At 72.3% G+C, this 17,342-nt stretch carries 17 protein-coding genes; 9 read left to right on the plus strand and 8 right to left on the minus strand.

What is annotated here, in order from left to right:
• Window positions 1-43: 43 nt before the first annotated feature.
• On the plus strand, window positions 44-226 hold the full coding sequence (locus CS0771_RS36755) for a bacterioferritin-associated ferredoxin (RefSeq protein ID WP_256442892.1): 183 nt from the start codon (window positions 44-46) through the stop codon (window positions 224-226).
• Between the two features lie 58 nt (window positions 227-284).
• Complete coding sequence (gene bfr, locus CS0771_RS36760) at window positions 285-764, plus strand: bacterioferritin (protein ID WP_212846266.1); 480 nt, start codon at window positions 285-287, stop codon at window positions 762-764.
• A gap of 105 nt (window positions 765-869) precedes the next feature.
• Here bfr and CS0771_RS36765 read toward each other — a convergent pair whose 3' ends face one another.
• On the minus strand, window positions 870-1,892 hold the full coding sequence (locus CS0771_RS36765) for a low specificity L-threonine aldolase (RefSeq protein WP_212846267.1): 1,023 nt from the start codon (window positions 1,890-1,892) through the stop codon (window positions 870-872).
• 87 nt (window positions 1,893-1,979) lie between these two features.
• Between CS0771_RS36765 and CS0771_RS36770 the strand changes: the two genes are divergently transcribed.
• Both CS0771_RS36770 and CS0771_RS36775 read left to right on the plus strand, forming a co-directional pair.
• The gene (locus CS0771_RS36770) at window positions 1,980-2,561 is read left to right on the plus strand and encodes a hypothetical protein (protein WP_212845248.1); all 582 of its coding nucleotides are present in this window, start codon (window positions 1,980-1,982) and stop codon (window positions 2,559-2,561) included.
• Between the two features lie 67 nt (window positions 2,562-2,628).
• On the plus strand, window positions 2,629-3,318 hold the full coding sequence (locus CS0771_RS36775; RefSeq protein ID WP_212845249.1) for a hypothetical protein: 690 nt from the start codon (window positions 2,629-2,631) through the stop codon (window positions 3,316-3,318).
• 54 nt (window positions 3,319-3,372) lie between these two features.
• Here CS0771_RS36775 and CS0771_RS36780 read toward each other — a convergent pair whose 3' ends face one another.
• The gene (locus CS0771_RS36780) at window positions 3,373-4,800 is read right to left on the minus strand and encodes a class II 3-deoxy-7-phosphoheptulonate synthase (protein WP_212845250.1); all 1,428 of its coding nucleotides are present in this window, start codon (window positions 4,798-4,800) and stop codon (window positions 3,373-3,375) included.
• 115 nt (window positions 4,801-4,915) lie between these two features.
• On the opposite strand from CS0771_RS36780, the gene CS0771_RS36785 reads away from it, so the two are divergent.
• The gene (locus CS0771_RS36785) at window positions 4,916-5,440 is read left to right on the plus strand and encodes a hypothetical protein (RefSeq protein WP_212845251.1); all 525 of its coding nucleotides are present in this window, start codon (window positions 4,916-4,918) and stop codon (window positions 5,438-5,440) included.
• On the opposite strand, the gene CS0771_RS36790 is transcribed toward CS0771_RS36785, so the two are convergent.
• The 4 genes from CS0771_RS36790 to CS0771_RS36805 all read right to left on the minus strand — a co-directional run bounded on the left by CS0771_RS36790 (window position 5,389) and on the right by CS0771_RS36805 (window position 8,650).
• Window positions 5,389-5,757 (minus strand): hypothetical protein, encoded by a 369-nt coding sequence (locus tag CS0771_RS36790; RefSeq protein WP_212845252.1) that lies wholly within the window; start codon window positions 5,755-5,757, stop codon window positions 5,389-5,391. The two genes, CS0771_RS36785 and CS0771_RS36790, sit on opposite strands and share 52 nt — an antisense overlap.
• A gap of 156 nt (window positions 5,758-5,913) precedes the next feature.
• Window positions 5,914-6,720, minus strand: coding sequence for a pyrroline-5-carboxylate reductase (proC, locus tag CS0771_RS36795; RefSeq protein ID WP_212845253.1), 807 nt, complete (start codon window positions 6,718-6,720; stop codon window positions 5,914-5,916).
• A 97-nt stretch (window positions 6,721-6,817) separates the two neighbouring features.
• Window positions 6,818-7,843: a 6-phosphofructokinase gene (locus CS0771_RS36800; protein WP_212845254.1), complete on the minus strand. Its 1,026-nt coding sequence runs from the start codon at window positions 7,841-7,843 to the stop codon at window positions 6,818-6,820.
• A 303-nt stretch (window positions 7,844-8,146) separates the two neighbouring features.
• Entirely contained in the window at window positions 8,147-8,650 is a 504-nt protein-coding gene (locus tag CS0771_RS36805; RefSeq protein ID WP_212845255.1) for a polyadenylate-specific 3'-exoribonuclease AS, read from the minus strand.
• Window positions 8,651-8,692: 42 nt separating this feature from the next.
• Here CS0771_RS36805 and CS0771_RS36810 point away from each other — a divergent pair, with 42 nt between their 5' ends.
• Window positions 8,693-9,517 (plus strand): DUF1028 domain-containing protein, encoded by an 825-nt coding sequence (locus tag CS0771_RS36810; RefSeq protein WP_212845256.1) that lies wholly within the window; start codon window positions 8,693-8,695, stop codon window positions 9,515-9,517.
• Between the two features lie 199 nt (window positions 9,518-9,716).
• Here CS0771_RS36810 and CS0771_RS36815 read toward each other — a convergent pair whose 3' ends face one another.
• Entirely contained in the window at window positions 9,717-10,607 is an 891-nt protein-coding gene (locus CS0771_RS36815) for a phosphotransferase enzyme family protein (protein ID WP_212845257.1), read from the minus strand.
• Window positions 10,608-10,854: 247 nt separating this feature from the next.
• Here CS0771_RS36815 and CS0771_RS36820 point away from each other — a divergent pair, with 247 nt between their 5' ends.
• Both CS0771_RS36820 and CS0771_RS36825 read left to right on the plus strand, forming a co-directional pair.
• A complete protein-coding gene (locus CS0771_RS36820; RefSeq protein WP_371821606.1) occupies window positions 10,855-11,499 on the plus strand; it encodes a Crp/Fnr family transcriptional regulator in 645 nt (214 codons plus the stop codon).
• 230 nt (window positions 11,500-11,729) lie between these two features.
• Complete coding sequence (locus tag CS0771_RS36825) at window positions 11,730-13,397, plus strand: cellulose binding domain-containing protein (RefSeq protein ID WP_212845258.1); 1,668 nt, start codon at window positions 11,730-11,732, stop codon at window positions 13,395-13,397.
• Window positions 13,398-13,469: 72 nt separating this feature from the next.
• Here the strand turns inward: CS0771_RS36825 and CS0771_RS36830 are convergent, their stop codons facing one another.
• Window positions 13,470-13,754 carry a hypothetical protein gene (locus CS0771_RS36830; protein WP_212845259.1) on the minus strand — a complete coding sequence of 95 codons (285 nt, stop codon included), beginning with the start codon at window positions 13,752-13,754 and terminating at the stop codon, window positions 13,470-13,472.
• A gap of 198 nt (window positions 13,755-13,952) precedes the next feature.
• Between CS0771_RS36830 and CS0771_RS36835 the strand changes: the two genes are divergently transcribed.
• Window positions 13,953-17,339: an adenylate/guanylate cyclase domain-containing protein gene (locus CS0771_RS36835; protein WP_212845260.1), complete on the plus strand. Its 3,387-nt coding sequence runs from the start codon at window positions 13,953-13,955 to the stop codon at window positions 17,337-17,339.
• The last annotated feature ends 3 nt before the right edge of the window (window positions 17,340-17,342 follow it).

Below are 17,342 nucleotides of genomic sequence, written 5' to 3' on the forward strand. Positions count from 1 at the left end.
GGCAGCCTCACTCCTCCAGTGCCGAAGGGTCCCTGCTGTGTTCGTGTGTATCTGTGAACGGGTTCGTGAGTGCGAAGTGCGCTCGGTGATCCGCGCGGGCGCGCGCTGCGAGGACTCCGTCGGCGAGGCCTGCGGGGCGGGCACGGGCTGCGGCTCCTGCCTCGACCGCATCTGCGACCTGATCGACGAGGAGAACGCCGACACGCTGCTGCCAATCGCGGCATAACCGGACAAGGCGCGTAGATTTACCCCCTATAACGTTTCCCATGGGGGGTTTCTTCACCATGCAAGGCGACGCCCGCGTCATAGAGTTCCTCAACGAGCAGCTGACCGCGGAGCTCACCGCGATCAACCAGTACTGGATGCACTACCGCATGCAGGAGAACTGGGGCTACACCAAGCTCGCGAAGTACACCCGGCACGAGTCCATCGACGAGATGAAGCACGCTGACCGGCTCGCCGAGCGCATCCTGTTCCTCGACGGGCTGCCCAACTTCCAGAAGCTGGGCGTGCTGCGGATCGGCGAGACCGTCAAGGAGCAGTTCCAGTGCGACATGAAGATCGAGATCGAGGCGGTCGAGCGGCTGCGCCTGGGCATCGAGTACATGCGCTCGGTCGGTGACGTGACCTCGGCGAACATCTTCGAGGAGATCCTCGCCGACGAGGAGCACCACATCGACTACCTGGAGACCCAGCTGGGCCTCATCGAGAGCCTCGGCGAGGCCCTCTACCTCCAGAACGTCACCGAGCACCCAGAGCCGTAGCCGCTCCGCCGCTCCGCCGCTCCGCCGCTTGCGTCGATCTTGCGCGAACTGTTGCCTATCTGCCCGATTCAGGCGTGTCGTCCCCACAGTTCGCGCAAGATCGGCTCAGTTGGCGAGCAGCGGGCCCAGCACCGCGATGGCGCGGTCCACCGCGGCGTCGTCGGCGTCGAGGTGGGTGATGAGGCGGACGGTACGCGGCGCGATGACGCTGACCAGCACTCCCTGCTCCCGGGCCCGCCCGGCCAGCCCGTGCGCGTCGAGCGCGGTCTTGCTCAGGTCGAGCAGCACGAGGTTGGTGCGCACCCGGTCGGCGTCGACCACGCCGTAGGGCGCGAGCGCGTCGGCCAGCCGCCGGGCGCGGGCGTGGTCGTCGGCGAGCCGGTCGATGTGGTGCTCCAGGGCGTACAGGCCGGCCGCGGCGAGGATGCCGGCTTGGCGCATCCCGCCGCCCATGCGCTTGCGGATCCAGCGCGCCTTGGCGATGTCCTCGGCGCCGCCCACCACCACCGAGCCGACCGGCGCGCCGAGGCCCTTGGACAGGCAGACCGACATCGTGTCGAACAGCGCGCCGTACTCGGCCAGCGGCACCCCGTCGGCGACGTGCGCGTGCCAGATGCGGGCGCCGTCGCAGTGCAGCGCCACCCCCGCCGCGTCGGCGACACCGCGCAGCGCGCGCAGCGTGTCGAGCCCGATCACCACGCCGCCCGCCATGTTGTGCGTCTGCTCCACCGCGATCGCGCGCGTCGGCACGGCCCAGTAGCCGTCCGGGCGGATCATCGAGGCGATCACGTCCACGTCGAGCTGGCCACCGGCGTTGGGCCAGGTCCGGGTGGAGATGCCGCCGATGGCCGCGGCGGCGCCGAACTCGTACGTCACCACGTGCGCGTTCGCGTCGCACAGCAGCTCCTGCGCGGGCGGCACGACCAGCTGCAGCGCGATCTGGTTGGCCATCGAGCCGCTCGGCGCGAACAGCGCCGCCTCGTGCCCGAACAGCTGCGCCACCCGCTGCTCCAGCGCGATGACCGTGGGGTCCTCGCCGTACACGTCGTCACCGACCTCGGCGGCCGCCATCGCCGCCCGCATCGCGGCGGTCGGCCTGGTCACGGTGTCGCTGCGAAGATCAACCATCTGCGTCATGCCTCGTTCCTACCTCATCGGCAAGGGTGACCAGAAGGGGGGCAGCGCTCCGTGTCACGGACCGCTACGCTGCGCGCCATGGCATCCATCCCCGTCACCGCCGGTGAGGTGACCAAGTCGGCCCGCCTGCTGCTCGGGCTCCTCGGCGTGATCATGCTCGCGCTGCTGTCCTGGCAGGTCGTGGCCCTGGGCTACCGGCTGGAGACCGGGTCGTTCGGCGGGGGCGGCGCCGACGCGCAGGCGTCGCAGGACGTGACGGGCGCGTTCGTGCGCTACGACTACACCGCCGAGCGCAGCTACGAGCTGTACTTCACGGTGCGCAACCCGGACCGGCTGCCGGTGCGCATCGACGGCATCGACGAGGACCGGCTGCCCGGCCTGCGGCTGGAGCGGCTCTCGATGATGCGGGAGGGCCCCGGCTGCTGCACCGCGGAGCGCGCGACGCCGTTCCGGCCGGTGCGCCTCGACGCGGGCGAGGAGATCTACCTGTACGCGACGTTCCGGATGGACAGCCCGGCGAGCACCACGGCCTGCGCCAGCCAGACCTGGTCGTCCGTGCCGGTGCGGTTCTCGGTGCTCGGCACCCCCCGCCACCAGCAGGTGCCGCTGCTCGCCACGCTGGTGATCCAGTTGGCCCCCGGCACGGCCTGCGCGGTCTGATCGGGCAACGACCCCGCGAGACCGCACCGGAAAGTGGCGTTTGCCGATCGCCGCTACGCTGCGCGGCGTGACTCCAACGGGGACCGACCCGAACCTGCGCCATGCCGATCCCTCCGATGCCGCCCCGAAGCAGGCGGCGGGCGCCACCCCCGTCGCGGCACCGCCGGATGCCGTTGCACCGCCTGCGGTGGCAGGCGCCGCGCGCCGGTTCCAGCCGCTGCTGATCGCGCTGGCCGCCGCGTTGTTCGCGGTGGCGATCGTCGGGGTCTGGCAGGTCGTGGCGGCGCCGCGGCAGGCCGAGGCGGCACGCCACCGCCTGGCGGACGGCTACCACCTGGTGGCCGGCGGATACTTCAGCGGCTCCGAGCACGAGGAGCACCGCGCTGGCGGTGTCACGGAGGTGCGCTTCCGGTGGGACGAAAGCGTGCTGCACACGTTCGCCTTCTCGCTGGACAACCCCGGCGGACACCCGGTCGTTGTAGAGGAGGTCAGCCGCGACCCGGGCATGTTCCGCATCGTCGACGTGGAGGTGAGCACCCCGGGCGGACGCCGGCCGTTCCAGCCGGTGGAGATCGCCCCCGGCCGCCATCTGGTGCTGGTGCTGACGCTGCGCACCGAGGCGCCCTCCGGCGGCCCCTGTGCCCGAGCATGGACCGAGACGCTGCTGGTGCGGTACACCGTGCTGGGTGTCTCCCGGTCGGAGCCGGTGCAGACCCGCCAGGTGATCGGCTTCCAGGTGCCCGGCGAGAGCTGCTGATCCGCGGTGCCCCGGAGGAGGAGGCCGCCGCGCGGCCCCTCCCCCGGGCACAGGTCAGCCGCGGAGCATCTCCGCGACCAGGAAGGCCAGCTCCAGTGACTGCTGGGTGTTCAGGCGCGGGTCGCAGGCGGTCTCGTAGCGCCGCTCCAGGTCGGCGTCGGCCAGCGCCTGCGCGCCGCCCAGGCACTCGGTGACGTCCTCGCCGGTCAGCTCGATGTGGATGCCGCCCGGGTGGGTGCCCAGCATCTTGTGCACCTCGAAGTAGCCCAGCACCTCGTCCACGATCCGGTCGAAGTGGCGGGTCTTGTACCCGTTGGACGACTCGTGGGTGTTGCCGTGCATCGGGTCGCACTGCCAGACCACCTTGGCGCCGCTGTCGCGCACCGTCTCGACCAGCGTCGGCAGCCGGTCGCGGACCTGGTGGTTGCCCATCCGGCTGATCAGCGTCAGGCGGCCCGGGATGTTGTCCGGGTTGAGCATCTCGGTCAGGCGCTTGACGTAGTCGGGGGTAGTGGACGGGCCCAGCTTCACGCCGATCGGGTTGGCGATGCGGGAGATGAAGTCCAGGTGCGCGCCGTCCAGTTCGCGGGTGCGCTCGCCGACCCACAGGAAGTGGCCGGACAGGCCGTACGCCCGCCCGTCGGCGATCCGGGTCAGCGCCCGGTCGTACTCCAGCGCCAGCGACTCGTGCGAGGCGTACAGGGTGACCGTGCGCAGCGCCTCCTCGTCGGTCATGCCGCACGCCCGGATGAACGCCAGCGCCCGGTCGATCTCGCGGGCGATCGCCTCGTAGCGCTCGCCGAAGGCGGAGGTGCGCACGAAGTCGCGGTTCCAGTCGTGCACGGCGTGCAGGTCGCCCAGGCCGCCGCCGAGGTACGCGCGCAGCATGTTCATCGCGGCGGCGGCGTTGGCGTACGCCCGGATCATGCGCTGCGGGTCCGCGACGCGCGCCTCCGGCGTCGGCTCCAGCGAGTTGATCATGTCGCCGCGGTAGGCGGGCAGGCCGAGCGAGTCGATCGGCTGCGAGCGCGGCTTGGTGTACTGCCCCGCCACCCGGGCCACCTTCACCACCGGCATGCTCGCGCCGTACGTCAGCACCACCGCCATCTGCAGCAGCGTGCGCGCGTTGGCCAGCAGGTGGCTCTCGGTGTTGTCGGCGAACGTCTCGGCGCAGTCGCCGCCCTGCAGCAGGAACGCCTTGCCCTCGCAGACCAGCGCGAGCCGCTGCCGCAGCTGGTCCACCTCGTACGGCGCCACGATCGAGGGCACCGAGTCCAGCACCCGGCACACCTGCTCGACCTCGCTGTAGTCCTCCCACGGCGGCATCTGCGCCCGCGGCAGGCTGCGCCAGTGGTCCAGGCCGAGGGAGTCGGCGCTCTCCTCGGTGGTGAGGCGGCCGATGGTGACACCGGTCTCGCCGGGCTGCCGGTTGTCGGCCAGTTCGAGGCCGGGGTGCCTGAGCTCATGCCATTCGTGGCGCATGGCGTCAAGGGTATGACGGCGTGCTCACGCGCCCGCACCCGACGTGGTCGCATCCCAAAATCGGCGCCTCGGCCCCGGCCCGGTCTGCGGCGCAACCCGAGATCGTTGATCAGGCATGAGCGAAGGCGACGCCGCGATCGTGACCCTGCCGCGAACGGCCGACTACACCCTGCACCGCACGGTGCCCGACATCGACCTCGAAGGGCACGTCGTGCCGGGCCTGACCGGAGAGTTCTACCGGCGGCCGGAGGGCGCGGTCACGGCCACCGTGGGCCTCTACCGCTACCGGGACGCCGAGCTGTTCATGGCCTGGGGATACGTGGGCGAGGAGCACTGCCGGTGGACCGCGTACCGGCGGCCGGACGGCGCCTGGACCGCGCCCCACGCGGGCTGCCCGCGCGTACGCCGCCGCGGCGAGCTGCTGGAGCTGGACCTGGACGGCGAGCTGGTGGCCCTGCACGCGGCCGCCCGGTCCGGGGCGACCGGACCGGGCGGCGGTTGTGCGGCACCGCCGCCGGCCGTCCGCGACTCGTCGCACACGACCGACAGCGGGTCCATGGCTGCCGGAGCGCTCCGGCAGCGGATCTCTCAGCCGGCGGACTCGACGGCCGCGGCGGCGTGGGCCTCACGCCGGACGTAGACGATCGAGGTCGCCGTGATGGCGAGGCTGGTGAGCAGCGCCGCGGCGTGCAGCGCGGGGTCGGGAATGGGCACGAACGCCAGCACTCCCGCGGGGATCTGGACCAGGCCGATCAGCAGCAGCAGCGCTGCCGAGCGGTGGCCGCGGGACCAGGCGAAGGCCGTCCACACCGGAGCGGTGACGACCGCGAGGGTGAGCACGTCGAGGATGGCGTGCAGCACGGGGTTGGTGACCCGGTCGTGCGCGTACGCGTAGGCCGGGGTCGAGATCACGAGGGCGGCGAGGACTGTCCCGATGACTGTGGCGGCGCGTCTCATGGCCGTCTCCTTGGGCTGTGGCTCCTTGGAGCTGCGGACGGAGTTCGTGCAAACTCCCTGAATCGAGCCTAAGTCGACGGTCCGAACAGCAGGAACCCCCACAGGCATGAATGAGCCTGTGGGGGTGACCCGGTCACGCGTTCGTGTTGTTCGTGGTCAGGAGGCCTGGTCGGCGATCTCCCTGGCCCGGTCCCGGGCCGCTTCGAGGGCCGCCAGCAGCGCCGCGCGTACGCCGTGGTTCTCCAGCTCGCGGATGGCGGAGATGGTGGTGCCGGCGGGCGAGGTGACCGCCTCGCGCAGCTTCACCGGGTGCTCCCCCGAGTCGCGCAGCATGATGGCCGAGCCGATCGCGGTCTGCACGATGAGGTCGTGCGCCACCTGGCGCGGCAGCCCCAGCAGGATGCCCGCGTCGGTCATCGCCTCGACCAGGAAGTAGAAGTACGCCGGGCCGGAGCCGGACAGCGCGGTGACCGCGTCCTGCTGGCTCTCCGGCACCCGGATGGTGCGGCCCAGCGGCGAGAACAGCTCCTCGGCCACGGCCAGGTGCTCGGCCGTGGCGTGCGGCCCGGCCGAGATCGCGGTCATCGCCTCGTCGACCAGCGCCGGCGTGTTCGTCATGACCCGGACCACGGGCGTGCCCTCGGCCAGCCACTTGGTGAAGAACGAGGTGGGCAGGCCGGCACACAGCGAGATCACCAGCTTGCCCGCCGGGATCTGCGGCCCCAGCTCGGCCAGCAGCACACCCGCGTCCTGCGGCTTCACCGCGATGGCGACCACGTCGGCGGCCTCGACCGCCTCGGCGTTGGCCAGCACCCGGATGCCGTACCGGTTGCGCAGCTGCTCCGCCCGCTCCTCCCGCCGCGCCGTCGCCACGATCTGATCCACCGGCCACCCGGCCTTGACCAGACCCGACAGCAGCACCTCACCGATCTTTCCCGCCCCGATGACAGCAACGGTGTACACGTCTCCCCTAACCCTCCGAAGGGGTCGATCATGAACTTAAGGGTGCCGACACACCGTCGAACACGCACTTAAGTTCATGATCAACCAAGGAGAGGACTCAGCCGAAGAAGGCCTCGGCCTCGGTGTAGCGGTGCGGGGGGACGACCTTGAGTTCGCGGGTCGCCTCGATGAGGGGGACTCGGACGATTTCGGTGCCGCGGAGGGCGACCATCTTGCCGAAGTCGCCCTCGTGGACGGCGTCGATGGCGTGCAGGCCGAAGCGGGTGGCCAGGACGCGGTCGAAGGCGGTGGGGGTGCCGCCGCGCTGGGTGTGGCCCAGGACGACCGCGCGGGCCTCCTTGCCGGTGCGCTTCTCGAGCTGGTCGGCGAGCCAGTTGCCGATGCCGCCCAGGCGGACGTGGCCGAAGGCGTCCAGCTCGCCGTTCAGGGTGATCATGTCGCCGTCGGTGGGCATGGCGCCCTCGGAGATCACGATGATCGGCGAGTAGTTCGTCTTGAACCGGGTCTCCACGTGCTCGACGACCTTGTCCAGGTCGAACTTCTGCTCGGGGAGCAGGATCACGTTGGCGCCGCCGGCCAGGCCCGCGTGCAGCGCGATCCAGCCCGCGTGGCGGCCCATGACCTCGACGACCACGGTGCGGTGGTGCGACTCGGCGGTGGTGTGCAGCCGGTCGATCGCCTCCATGGCGATGTTGACCGCGGTGTCGAAGCCGAACGTGAAGTCGGTCGCGCCGAGGTCGTTGTCGATGGTCTTCGGCACGCCGACGACGTTGACGCCGAGATCCGTCAGCTTGGTCGCGACGCCGAGGGTGTCCTCGCCGCCGATCGCGACCAGCGCGTCGATCCCCATGCTCGCCAGGTTGTCCTTGATCCGCTCCACACCGTTCTCGATCTTGAACGGGTTGGTGCGGGAGGAACCCAGGATGGTGCCGCCGCGCGGCAGGATGCCACGGACCTCCGGAATGCCCAGCGGGCGGGTGATGCCCTCCAGCGGGCCCTTCCAGCCGTCGCGGAACCCGACGAACTCGTGCCCGTAGGTGCCCACGCCCTTGCGGACCACGGCGCGGATGACCGCGTTGAGACCGGGGCAGTCGCCGCCGCCGGTGAGTACGCCGATACGCATTTTCTCGTCCTCCCGATTACGGGTAGTCAGTTGCCGGGCCCCGGGAGACGAGTGATCACGGCTACGTTGCCGGCCGGGGCGGGCCGCAAATGCGCACTGTACTGGCCGCACCGGGGATAGGCCAGCACGCCCCGCGGGTATCCCGACGTGGGGGCGCGCCGCCGCTCACCAGCGGCCGCAACAGTGTCGTCATAGCCAGGTTACCCGTGCGTGACGGCACCCCGGCACCCCGGGCCGGGACGCGCCGGGCCGTCACCGCGGCTTCACGCCCCGTCCATCTCGGTGAACCCGGCGGGCGGGCCCTCAGCCCTTACGCGCCGTCATGGTGCGCCAGCGGGCGAGGTTGTGCCGGGCGTCCACCAGCGCGTCGTGCCGCGACGACGCCGCCTCGGGCAGCGCCGGGCGTCCCCGCTCGTCCCACAGCTGGCGCAGCTCCTTGGTGAAGCGTGGGATCGGCCGGGGCAGCGCCACCATCGCACCCCACAGCTGCGCCAGCGCCACATGGTCGTACGCGCCGTACCAGGCCCACAGCTCGATGCTCTCGTGCGGGCGGCCCTGTAGCGGCTCGGTCAGGAACGCCAGCAGGTCCGTCCGGATGCGCTCGCGCGAGCGCCACGCCTTGTCCGCCGGGGACGGCAGCAGGTTCAGCACGTTCTCGCGCACCCACGGAATCGCCTTGCCCGGGTCGAACTCCGTGGACACCGCGTAGAACTCCCGGCCGTGCTCGTCCACCACGCCGATCGAGACCAGGTCGATGGTGACTCCGTCCTCGATGAACTCGCAGTCGTAGAAATAGCGGTACGCCATCCGAACCCGTCTCCCCCTCCGCGACGCCCTACCCTGAGCGCCATGACGTTCTCGATCGTCGCGCGCTCGGCCGACGGGGTCGCACACGGGGTCGCCGTGGCCAGTAAGTTCCTCGCCGCCGGGGCGGTCGTGCCCGCGGCCGAGGCCGGGGTGGGCGCGCTGGCCACCCAGTCCTACGCCAACCTGGCCTACCGGCCGCAGGGGCTGGCGATGCTGCGTACCGGCACCCTGGCGGCCGACGTGGTCGCCGGGCTCACCGCCGCCGACCCGGGGCGGGCCCAGCGGCAGCTCGGCGTGGTCGGCGCCGCGGGCGACGGCGCCACCTTCACCGGCACCGGCTGCCACGCCTGGGCCGGGGGTGTCACCGGCGACGGGTACGCGATCCAGGGCAACATCCTGGCCGGACCCGAGGTCGTCGCCGCCATGGAGCAGGCCTGGCTGGCCTCGGACCCGGCCGCCCCGCTCGCCGCGCGCCTGCTGGCCGCGCTACGGGCCGGGGACGCCGCCGGCGGTGACCGCCGGGGCCGGCAGAGCGCCGCGGTGTACGTCGTCGCGCCCGGACAGGGTTACGGCGGCACCAGCGACGTGCTGGTGGACCTGCGCGTCGACGACCACCCCGACCCCTGCGCCGAGCTCGCCCGGCTGCTGGACGTGCACACGCTGCTGTTCGGCAAGCCCGACCCGGACACCCTGCTGCCGCTCGACGGCGCGCTCGCCGACGAGGTGCGCGCGCTGCTGGCGGCGCGCGGCCACGCCCACTCCGATCTCGACACCGCCCTGGCCGACTGGGCCGGCATCGAGAACCTGGAGGAACGCATGGTCCCCGGCCACCTCGACCCCCTGGTCCTGGCCCACCTCCGCACCTGACCACCAGCCGCCCGCCACTGGCCCGGTCCGGTCCGAGGCCAGCCGGCCAGCCGACCGCCAGCCGGTGATGATCGCGGTTTCGTGTCCAAACGCGTGGCCAGGACCCAGGTTCTGACACGAGATCGCGATCATCACGAGCGGCGCACGGCCCGCTTAGCTCGGCCAGCCCGGCTCGGCGCGTAGCCGAGGCCGGTGGGCCTCAGCCGAGCAGGGCCGCGCGGGCCTGGTCCAGGCCCGCCCGACCACGCTCCACTGCCGCCGGGTCCACCTCTGCCGCCGTGCAGCCGGTCAGTACGCGTGCGCAGGCGTCGGCCTCGGCGGCCCAGCAGAACCGGAGCATGGTGTCCAGGCTGCCCTCGATCTCGGCGACCGGCACGGCGCCCGTAGCGGTGTACGCGGCCAGCAGCTCCCGGGCCCGCTCCGGCCCGCCCGCGTGCCGCACCGCGGCGGCGAGGTCGTACACCAGCGGTCCGGACAGCACCGAGCCCCAGCTGACCAGCCCGATCCGGCCGGTGTCCGGGTCGAGCCGGAAGGCGGCCGGACGGGGATCGCCGTGCAGCGTGCCCACCGTGAGCCGGTCGGTGACCTGGAGCTTGGTCATCGCGTGCACCGCACGGGCGACGGCCGGGCCGAGCCATGCCGCCACCGCGAGATGGGGCGCGTCGGAGCGCAGCCCGTGCCAGGCGGGCAGCCCGGCATGGTGGAAACCGGCCAGTGCCCGGTGCGCGGCTCCCAGGCGGTCGCCCCACCACTGCTGGTCGACCGGGTCGGCTCCGTCGAGCGGCCGGCCGGGCACGTATTCCAGCAGCGCGAGCAGCCGGTCGCCGACGGGCACGCACAGCGCCCCGTCAGCCGCGCGGACGGGCGCGCCCGCGTCGTGGCCCTGCCGGGCGAGATGTTCGGCGGCGGCGAGCCCGGCCTCGAACCGGGCCCGGTCCACGGCCGGGACCAGCGCCGCCACGTACCGGCGGCCACCCGCCACGACCGACCCGGCCGAGCCGGCCGTCCCACCGTCCAGTGGAGTGCAGCCGTCCGGCTGAAGGTGCCATGCGGTACGAAGCGCGGTGCGGATCGTATCGTCAGCCAGCACGGGCGGATTATCACATGTGCATGCGCGGTGTCGTATCCGTCGCGGGTGTCTGCGATACGGCAGATCTGTCGATGGACACTCGACGATGGAGACCCACGGAGTGGACGTGGCGGCTCGCTCAAGCGATGATCTGTCCAGGGTTCGCCGACCGCCACGACCGTGTGCGTCGGTGGGGGTGGGAAACGGAAGGGGTTAGGCGGTGGAGATTCGCATTCCGGATGCCGCGGACGCGCTCACCGGGGTGGACATGTTCGCTGGTCTGGAGCCTGAGGTGCGGCAGCGGGTGATCGCCGCGGCGGTGCCGCGCACCTTCCGCAAGGGGCAGCTGCTGTTCGTGGAGAACGACCCCGGCGAGTCGCTCATCGTGCTGAAGCGGGGATCGGTGGCCATCTTCCGCACCTCCCCCACCGGCGAGCGGGCGGTGCTGTCGGTGCTGCGCCCGCCGGACGTGCTGGGTGAGGTGTCCCTTCTGGACGGTTCGGCTCGCTCGGCGTCCTGCGAGGCGCTGGAGGACTGCACCGCGCTGGCGCTGTCCCGGGGCGCCTTCATGGAGCTGGTGCACTCGAACCCGCGCATCCTCGACGCGGTCATGCGCTCGCTGGGCGCGCTGATCCGGCGGCTGACCGAGCAGAACGCCGACCACGTCTTCCTCGACCTGCCCGGCCGTGTCGCCAAGACGCTGGTCCGGCTGGCCGGGGAGAGCCAGGCGCCGATGATCACGATCGAGCTGAACCAGAGCCAGCTGGCCGAGATGGCGGGCGGCTCGCGGCAGAGCGTGAACCAGGCGATCGGCTCCTTCGCCAGCCGCGGCTGGCTGCGCACGGAGGGCCGCCGCATCGTCGTCATGGACGTCCCCGCCCTGCGCCGCCGCGCAGGCATGACCGACCGCTGACGCGTCGGTCCCATCGCACGGCTCTTGAAGACCTGCGGCCGCAGACACCCGCTGCGGCCGCAGGTCTTCAGGCGTTGTGGCCGGAGTGCGGCACGGGGCGAAGAGCTGTACTGAACCGCTTTACCTCGCGGACACGCGGCCCTAGTATGGGAGCGCTTCCATTGACGTCCGTTCGCACCGCCCGATGTGCCCGCATCGTTGTGGACGGACGCTTTCCCCGAGGAGTCTCCATGTCCCGTTCCCCACGGCGCGCGCTGCTGGCCGCGCTGGCGGCGGTCACGGCCACGCTGGCCCTGGCGCTGCCGTTCGTCGGGTCCCCCGCCGCGCAGGCGGCCGACCCGCGCGACAGCTTCGTCACCCGGTGCGGCATCCGGTTCTGCCTGGACGGCAAGCCGTTCTACTTCGCCGGCACCAACACCTACGACGTGTTCACGTTCGGCTACGACTGGCTGCCCGGCGAGCAGTACGTCGACAAGGCGAAGATCGACGCCCACATGACCCGGCTGCAGAACGACCAGGTGTCGGTGCTGCGGCTGTGGATGTTCAGCCACGAGGACTGGATGGGCTTCGAGGCGGCCGAGGGCGTCTACACCGAGGAGGCGTTCATCCTCTTCGACTACGTGATCAAGTCCGCCCGCGAGCACAACATCCGGCTCATCCCCGTCTTCGAGAACTTCTGGGAGGCGTACGGCGGCATCGACAAGCGTCTCGCGTGGGAGGGCCTGCCCGGCGGCTACGCCAACCGCTGGCGCTTCTTCAACAAGACCGCCTGTCCGGGCTGCTTCACGCAGTACAAGAACTACGTCACCAAGGCGCTGAGCCGGACCAACTCCTTCACCGGCGTGGCCTGGAAGAACGATCCCACGATCCTGGCCTGGGAGCTCATGAACGAGCCCCGCTACCCCGACGCCACGCCCAACGAGAACACCACCGGCACCACCCTGCGGGCGTGGGTCGACGAGATGGGCGCGCTGGTCAAGAGCCTGGACCCGAACCACCTGCTGGGTACGGGCCAGGAGGGCCAGGAGACGAAGTACGGCTACGGCGGCGACTCCGGCGGCCCGTGGACCTACATCCAGTCCTCGCCGTACATCGACTTCACCTCGGGGCACATGTACCCGACCGAGGGCTGGGCCGGGCTGAACTTCACCACCGCGCGGGCGCTGCTGCGGCGCTGGATCAGCGACGCGCACACCGTCGTCGGCAAGCCGTTCTTCCTCGGCGAGTGGAACGTGCACGACGACAAGACGCAGTGGTGGACCGAGATGTACGCCGAGATGGAGGCCTCCGGCGGCGACGGCGACGCGTTCTGGTGGTTCCCGGCGAACGGCAACTGCGGCGGCTTCGACTCCGGTGAGGGCTGCCCGGAGCACGCGGTGTTCCGGCAGCACTCGCTGAACATGAAGGCCAAGAGCGGGGTCGTCGACCCGTCGCCCAGCGTCAGCCCGTCGCGTTCGGCGAGCCCGTCGCCGTCGGCCAGCCCGAGCCGCAGCACCAGCCCCTCGCCGAGCGCGTCGCCGAGCCGCAGCACGAGCCCCTCGCCGAGCACCAGCCCGAGCGCGTCGCCGAGCCCGCAGAGCGGGACGAGCTGCCGGGCGGTGTACCGCGTGGACAACTCGTGGCCCAACGGCTACAACGCCTCGCTGGTGGTGACCAACACCGGCAGCACCACGTTCAGCAACTGGGTGCTGACCTTCACGCTGGGCAGCGGCCAGGTGATCGTCAACGGCTGGAACGGCACCTTCGTCACCAGCGGCGCGAACGTGACGGTGACCGCACCCGGCTGGGCGCCGCACCTCGCGCCCGCGCAGAGCTGGACGGTCAGCTTCACCGGCTCGGGGCCGTCCACCGCGCCGACCAACGTGAAACTCAACGGGGTGGCCTGCACCGCGAGCTGACCGGATACGACAGGGGCGGGCCGCGGCCCGCCCCTGTCGTATCCCAACGTGCTCACCCACCCGCGGCGCGGGTCACGGCTCCGGGTCGGGCTCCGGCTCCGGCTCCGGGTCGCCCGAACCCGGCGATCCGGGGCCGACCCAGCCGTTCTGCTCGATCGGCTCGTCGTCCTTCGGCGGGGCGCCGGGGCCGACCCACGCGCTCGACTCCACCGTTGGCTTGGGTGCCTCGGTCATGTTCTCCACCACTCCCTGCTCTTCCAGCTCGGCGAGGGTGACCGCGTCGATGTCCACAAGCTCGCCCACGCCGTGTGCGATCCCGAAGGGATCGGTCCAGGCGAGCGCCAGTCGCACCAACATCGCTTTCGGCCTCCCACGCACGACCATCGATCGGTTAACGACCACACGAAACCGCGGCTCCGGGCCGCGGTCTGTCAGTGCACGAAACTCTAACCGCGCGGCGGTGTTGGCGCGGGCCCCTTGTCGCGTTAGCTACAGCGGTAAGGAAACAGCCCTGGGGGTCGGGCCATACTGGACCTCCGGCGACCTGGCGGAGACGTGAACACCCCAACCTGCGCGCACTGCTCCCGCGCAGCCGGCCCGGACGACAGGTTCTGCGGCGGCTGCGGGGCCAGCCTCACGCCACCTTGCGTCCACTGCGGACGTACGGTGGCCTTCGGCGACCTCTTCTGCACCGGCTGCGGCAACCCGGTGTCGGCCGCGCAGGCCGCGCCGCGGCGCGAGGACCGCCGCCAGGTCAGCGTGCTCTTCGTGGACATGGTCGGCTTCACCGCGTACGCCGAGCAGTCGGACCCGGAGCAGGTGCGCACCCTGCAGCAGGAGTATTTCGCCGCCGTCCGCCAGGTGGTCCGCCAGCACGGCGGGGTGGTGGAGAAGTACATCGGCGACGCGGTGATGGCCATCTTCGGCGCGCCGGTCGCCACCGAGACCGACGCGCTGCGCGCGGTGCGGGCCGGGCTGGAGGCGCAGCGGGTGCTGGGCCGCGGCCGGCTGGCCGACGCGGCGACCTTCCGGGCCGGGGTCGCCACCGGCGAGGCGCTGGTCGACGTGAGCGCCGCGCGGGACGGCGGGCAGGCCATCGTGGCCGGTGACGTGGTCAACACGGCGGCCCGGCTGCAGGCCGCGGCGCCGGCCGGCGGGGTGCTGGTGTGCGCCGAGACCGCCGCGGTCACCGCCGCCGACATCGAGTACGACGAGCAGGCGCCGCAGACGCTGAAGGGCCGCAGCACCAGCAGCCGGGTGTTCCTGGCCGTGGCGGCGCGGCTGCAGCGGCGCGACCGCGACGAGTCCACCCCGATGGTCAACCGCGACCACGAGCGCGGGCTGATGGTCACCGCGCTGCACCGGACCATCCGCGACCGCAGCCCGCAGCTGGTCACCGTGTTCGGCCCGGCCGGCATCGGCAAGAGCCGGCTGCTGCGGGAGCTGGCCCGGCACGCCGAGCGCATCCCGGACACCACCGTGTGCTGGCGGGTCGGCCACTGTCCGCCGTTCGGCGAGAACGTGACGTACGCCGCGCTGGCGGAGATCGTCAAGGCGCAGGTGGGCATCCTCGACACCGACGACGAGGCGACCGCCCGCGCCCGGCTGGACAGCACGCTGCGCGCCATGTGCGGCGAGCAGGAGGCGGCCCGGCTCGGCGACGCGCTCGGCCCGCTGGTCGGCCTGCCCGGCGCGGGCCTCACCCCGGCCGAGACGGAGTCGGCCTGGCGGCGCTTCCTGCTGGCGATGACCACCGCCAACCCGACCGTGCTGGTCTTCGAGGACATGCACTGGGCCGACGAGGCGATGCTGCGCTTCGTGGAGATGCTCGGCAGCATCGGCCCGGGGGTGCCGCTGCTCGTCGTCGCGACCGCGCGGCCGGAGCTGCGCGAGCGGCGGCCGGGCTGGACCAGCGCGGTCAGCGGCGCGGTGTCGGTGTCGCTGGGCCCCATGCACGACGAGCACATCGCCGCCATGTACCGGCTGATGTTCGGCCAGGCCGTGTTCCCCGCCGCCGGGGTCGCGCCGCTGGTCGAGCTGGCCGGCGGCAACCCGCTCTACGCCCACGAGTTCGTCCGCATGCTGGTCGAGCGGGGCGAGCTGCGCCCGGTCGGCGGCAACTGGGCGCTGGCCGCCGACGGCGACACCACGCCGATGCCGCAGACCGTGCAGGCGGTCATCGCCAACCGCCTGGACCTGCTCGACGCCACCGACCGCTCGGTGCTGCAGGCGGGCGCGGTGGTGGGCAACCAGTTCTGGCCGGGCGCGGTGGCCGCCGCGCTGGGCATCCCGGTCGACGTGGTGACCCGCTCGCTGCAGCGGCTGCAGCAGCGGGACCTCGTCGCCGAGCACCCGACCTCGGCGATGGCCGGCGAGCCGGAGTACGCCTTCCGGCACGTGCTGGTCCGGGACGTCTGCTACCAGCGGCTGCCCCGCTCGGAGCGGGTGACCCGGCACGAGCGCACCGCGGACTGGCTGGAGCAGATCACCGACAACCGGGTCACCGACCTGGCCGAGGTGCTGGCCAACCACCGCTGGGCGGCCCACGAGATCGCGCGCACGCTGGGCATGGACCCGGAGCCGTACGCCCCGGCCGCGCGCGCCGCCCTGCACCGTGCCGCGCGGCGCGCGTACGCCCTGCACGCGCTGGACACCGCGAGCACGCTGGTCGACCGGGCGCTGAGCCTGAAGCTGGCGCACGATCCGCTGCTGGAGCTGTTCGCCGCCGAGCTGTCGCTGTTCCGGTCGGGTGAGACGTTCCTGGAGAGCGGCGGCCTGCAGCGGCTCGGCGAGCTGGCCGAGGAGCTGGACGCCCTCGGCGACCGGGCCGGGGCCGCTCGCGCGCTCACCCTGCTCGGCACGGCTGCCTGGGGGCGGGCCGACCGGGCCGCGACCCTGTCCTACCTGGACGCCGCCGTCGAGCGCTACGAGGAGCTGCCCGAGACCCTGGAGAAGGCCGAGGCGCTGCTCGAACTGGCCCGGGTGCACATGATGAACTACGAGACCGAGCCCGCCATCGCCGCCGCCGAGGCCGCGGCCGACATCGCCGACCGGCTCGGGCTGGCCGAGGTGCATGCCAACGCCCGCATCACCTCCGCGACCGCGCGCTACATCGCGGGCGACCCGACCGGGTTCAGCGAGCTGGAGCTGCTCACCGAGCACTGCCGCGACCAGCGGCTCACCAGCCGCCGCCGGGTGGTGCAGAACTTCGCCTGGGCCTGCCTGGAGGAGGGCGACCTGCGCCGGCACTACCGGCTCCTGGCCGAGCAGCGCACCGTCGACGTGGCGGGCGGCCTGAGCCTCGCCACCAACTTCCACGGCGACGCCGCCGAGGCGTACTTCGCCGGTGACTGGGACACCCAGGTGCGCGTGATCGGCGAGACGATGCGCGCCAACGCCGCCGAGTGGGACGCGACCTCGGTGCTGACCTCGTCCTGGATCCTGGTGCTGCGCGGCGAGGAGCCCGACGACGACGCCATCGAGAAGGTGCTCTACTACGCCCGGCGCAGCGGCTTCCACCGGGTGCTGCGCGGCGCGGCGGCGCACGCCGCGCTGTGCCGGGCGCTGCAGGGCCGGGCCGAGGAGGCCGCCGCGCTGCTGGCCGAGCTGGACACCGACTGGCAGGCCCGGGTGATGCTGCCGTTCGGCGAGTGGGTCGCCGCGGCCGGGCACGCCGCCACGGTGCTCGGCGACGGCGCCCTGGAGCAGGTGCGCACGATGCTGGGCCGCTCACCGCGGCGAACGCCCTGGGTGCGGGCGGCCCTGGCCACGGTCTCCGGCGATCACGCGGCGGCGGCGGCGCACTTCGCCCGGATCGGCGACGCCAGCGACCGCATGCTGTCGCTGGCCTGGGCGGCGCGGGCCGGGCAGCTCGACCAGGCGGGGCAGGCGGAGCTGCGCGAGTTCGCCGACCGCAACCGCGCTTCGGGGCTGCTCAGCTGAGGA

It is taken from the genome of Catellatospora sp. IY07-71 (assembly GCF_018326265.1).
Classification (GTDB): Bacteria; Actinomycetota; Actinomycetes; order Mycobacteriales; family Micromonosporaceae; genus Catellatospora.

Coding starts and splice junctions, on each gene's coding strand:
- bfr (WP_212846266.1), top strand. CDS start 285: ATGCAAGGCGACGCCCGCGTCATAGAGTTCCTCAACGAGCAGCTGACC.
- CS0771_RS36765 (WP_212846267.1), bottom strand. CDS start 1,892: ATGGTTGATCTTCGCAGCGACACCGTGACCAGGCCGACCGCCGCGATG.
- CS0771_RS36770 (WP_212845248.1), top strand. CDS start 1,980: ATGGCATCCATCCCCGTCACCGCCGGTGAGGTGACCAAGTCGGCCCGC.
- CS0771_RS36780 (WP_212845250.1), bottom strand. CDS start 4,800: ATGCGCCACGAATGGCATGAGCTCAGGCACCCCGGCCTCGAACTGGCC.
- CS0771_RS36785 (WP_212845251.1), top strand. CDS start 4,916: ATGAGCGAAGGCGACGCCGCGATCGTGACCCTGCCGCGAACGGCCGAC.
- CS0771_RS36790 (WP_212845252.1), bottom strand. CDS start 5,757: ATGAGACGCGCCGCCACAGTCATCGGGACAGTCCTCGCCGCCCTCGTG.
- CS0771_RS36800 (WP_212845254.1), bottom strand. CDS start 7,843: ATGCGTATCGGCGTACTCACCGGCGGCGGCGACTGCCCCGGTCTCAAC.
- CS0771_RS36805 (WP_212845255.1), bottom strand. CDS start 8,650: ATGGCGTACCGCTATTTCTACGACTGCGAGTTCATCGAGGACGGAGTC.
- CS0771_RS36810 (WP_212845256.1), top strand. CDS start 8,693: ATGACGTTCTCGATCGTCGCGCGCTCGGCCGACGGGGTCGCACACGGG.
- CS0771_RS36820 (WP_371821606.1), top strand. CDS start 10,855: ATGTTCGCTGGTCTGGAGCCTGAGGTGCGGCAGCGGGTGATCGCCGCG.
- CS0771_RS36825 (WP_212845258.1), top strand. CDS start 11,730: ATGTCCCGTTCCCCACGGCGCGCGCTGCTGGCCGCGCTGGCGGCGGTC.
- CS0771_RS36830 (WP_212845259.1), bottom strand. CDS start 13,754: ATGTTGGTGCGACTGGCGCTCGCCTGGACCGATCCCTTCGGGATCGCA.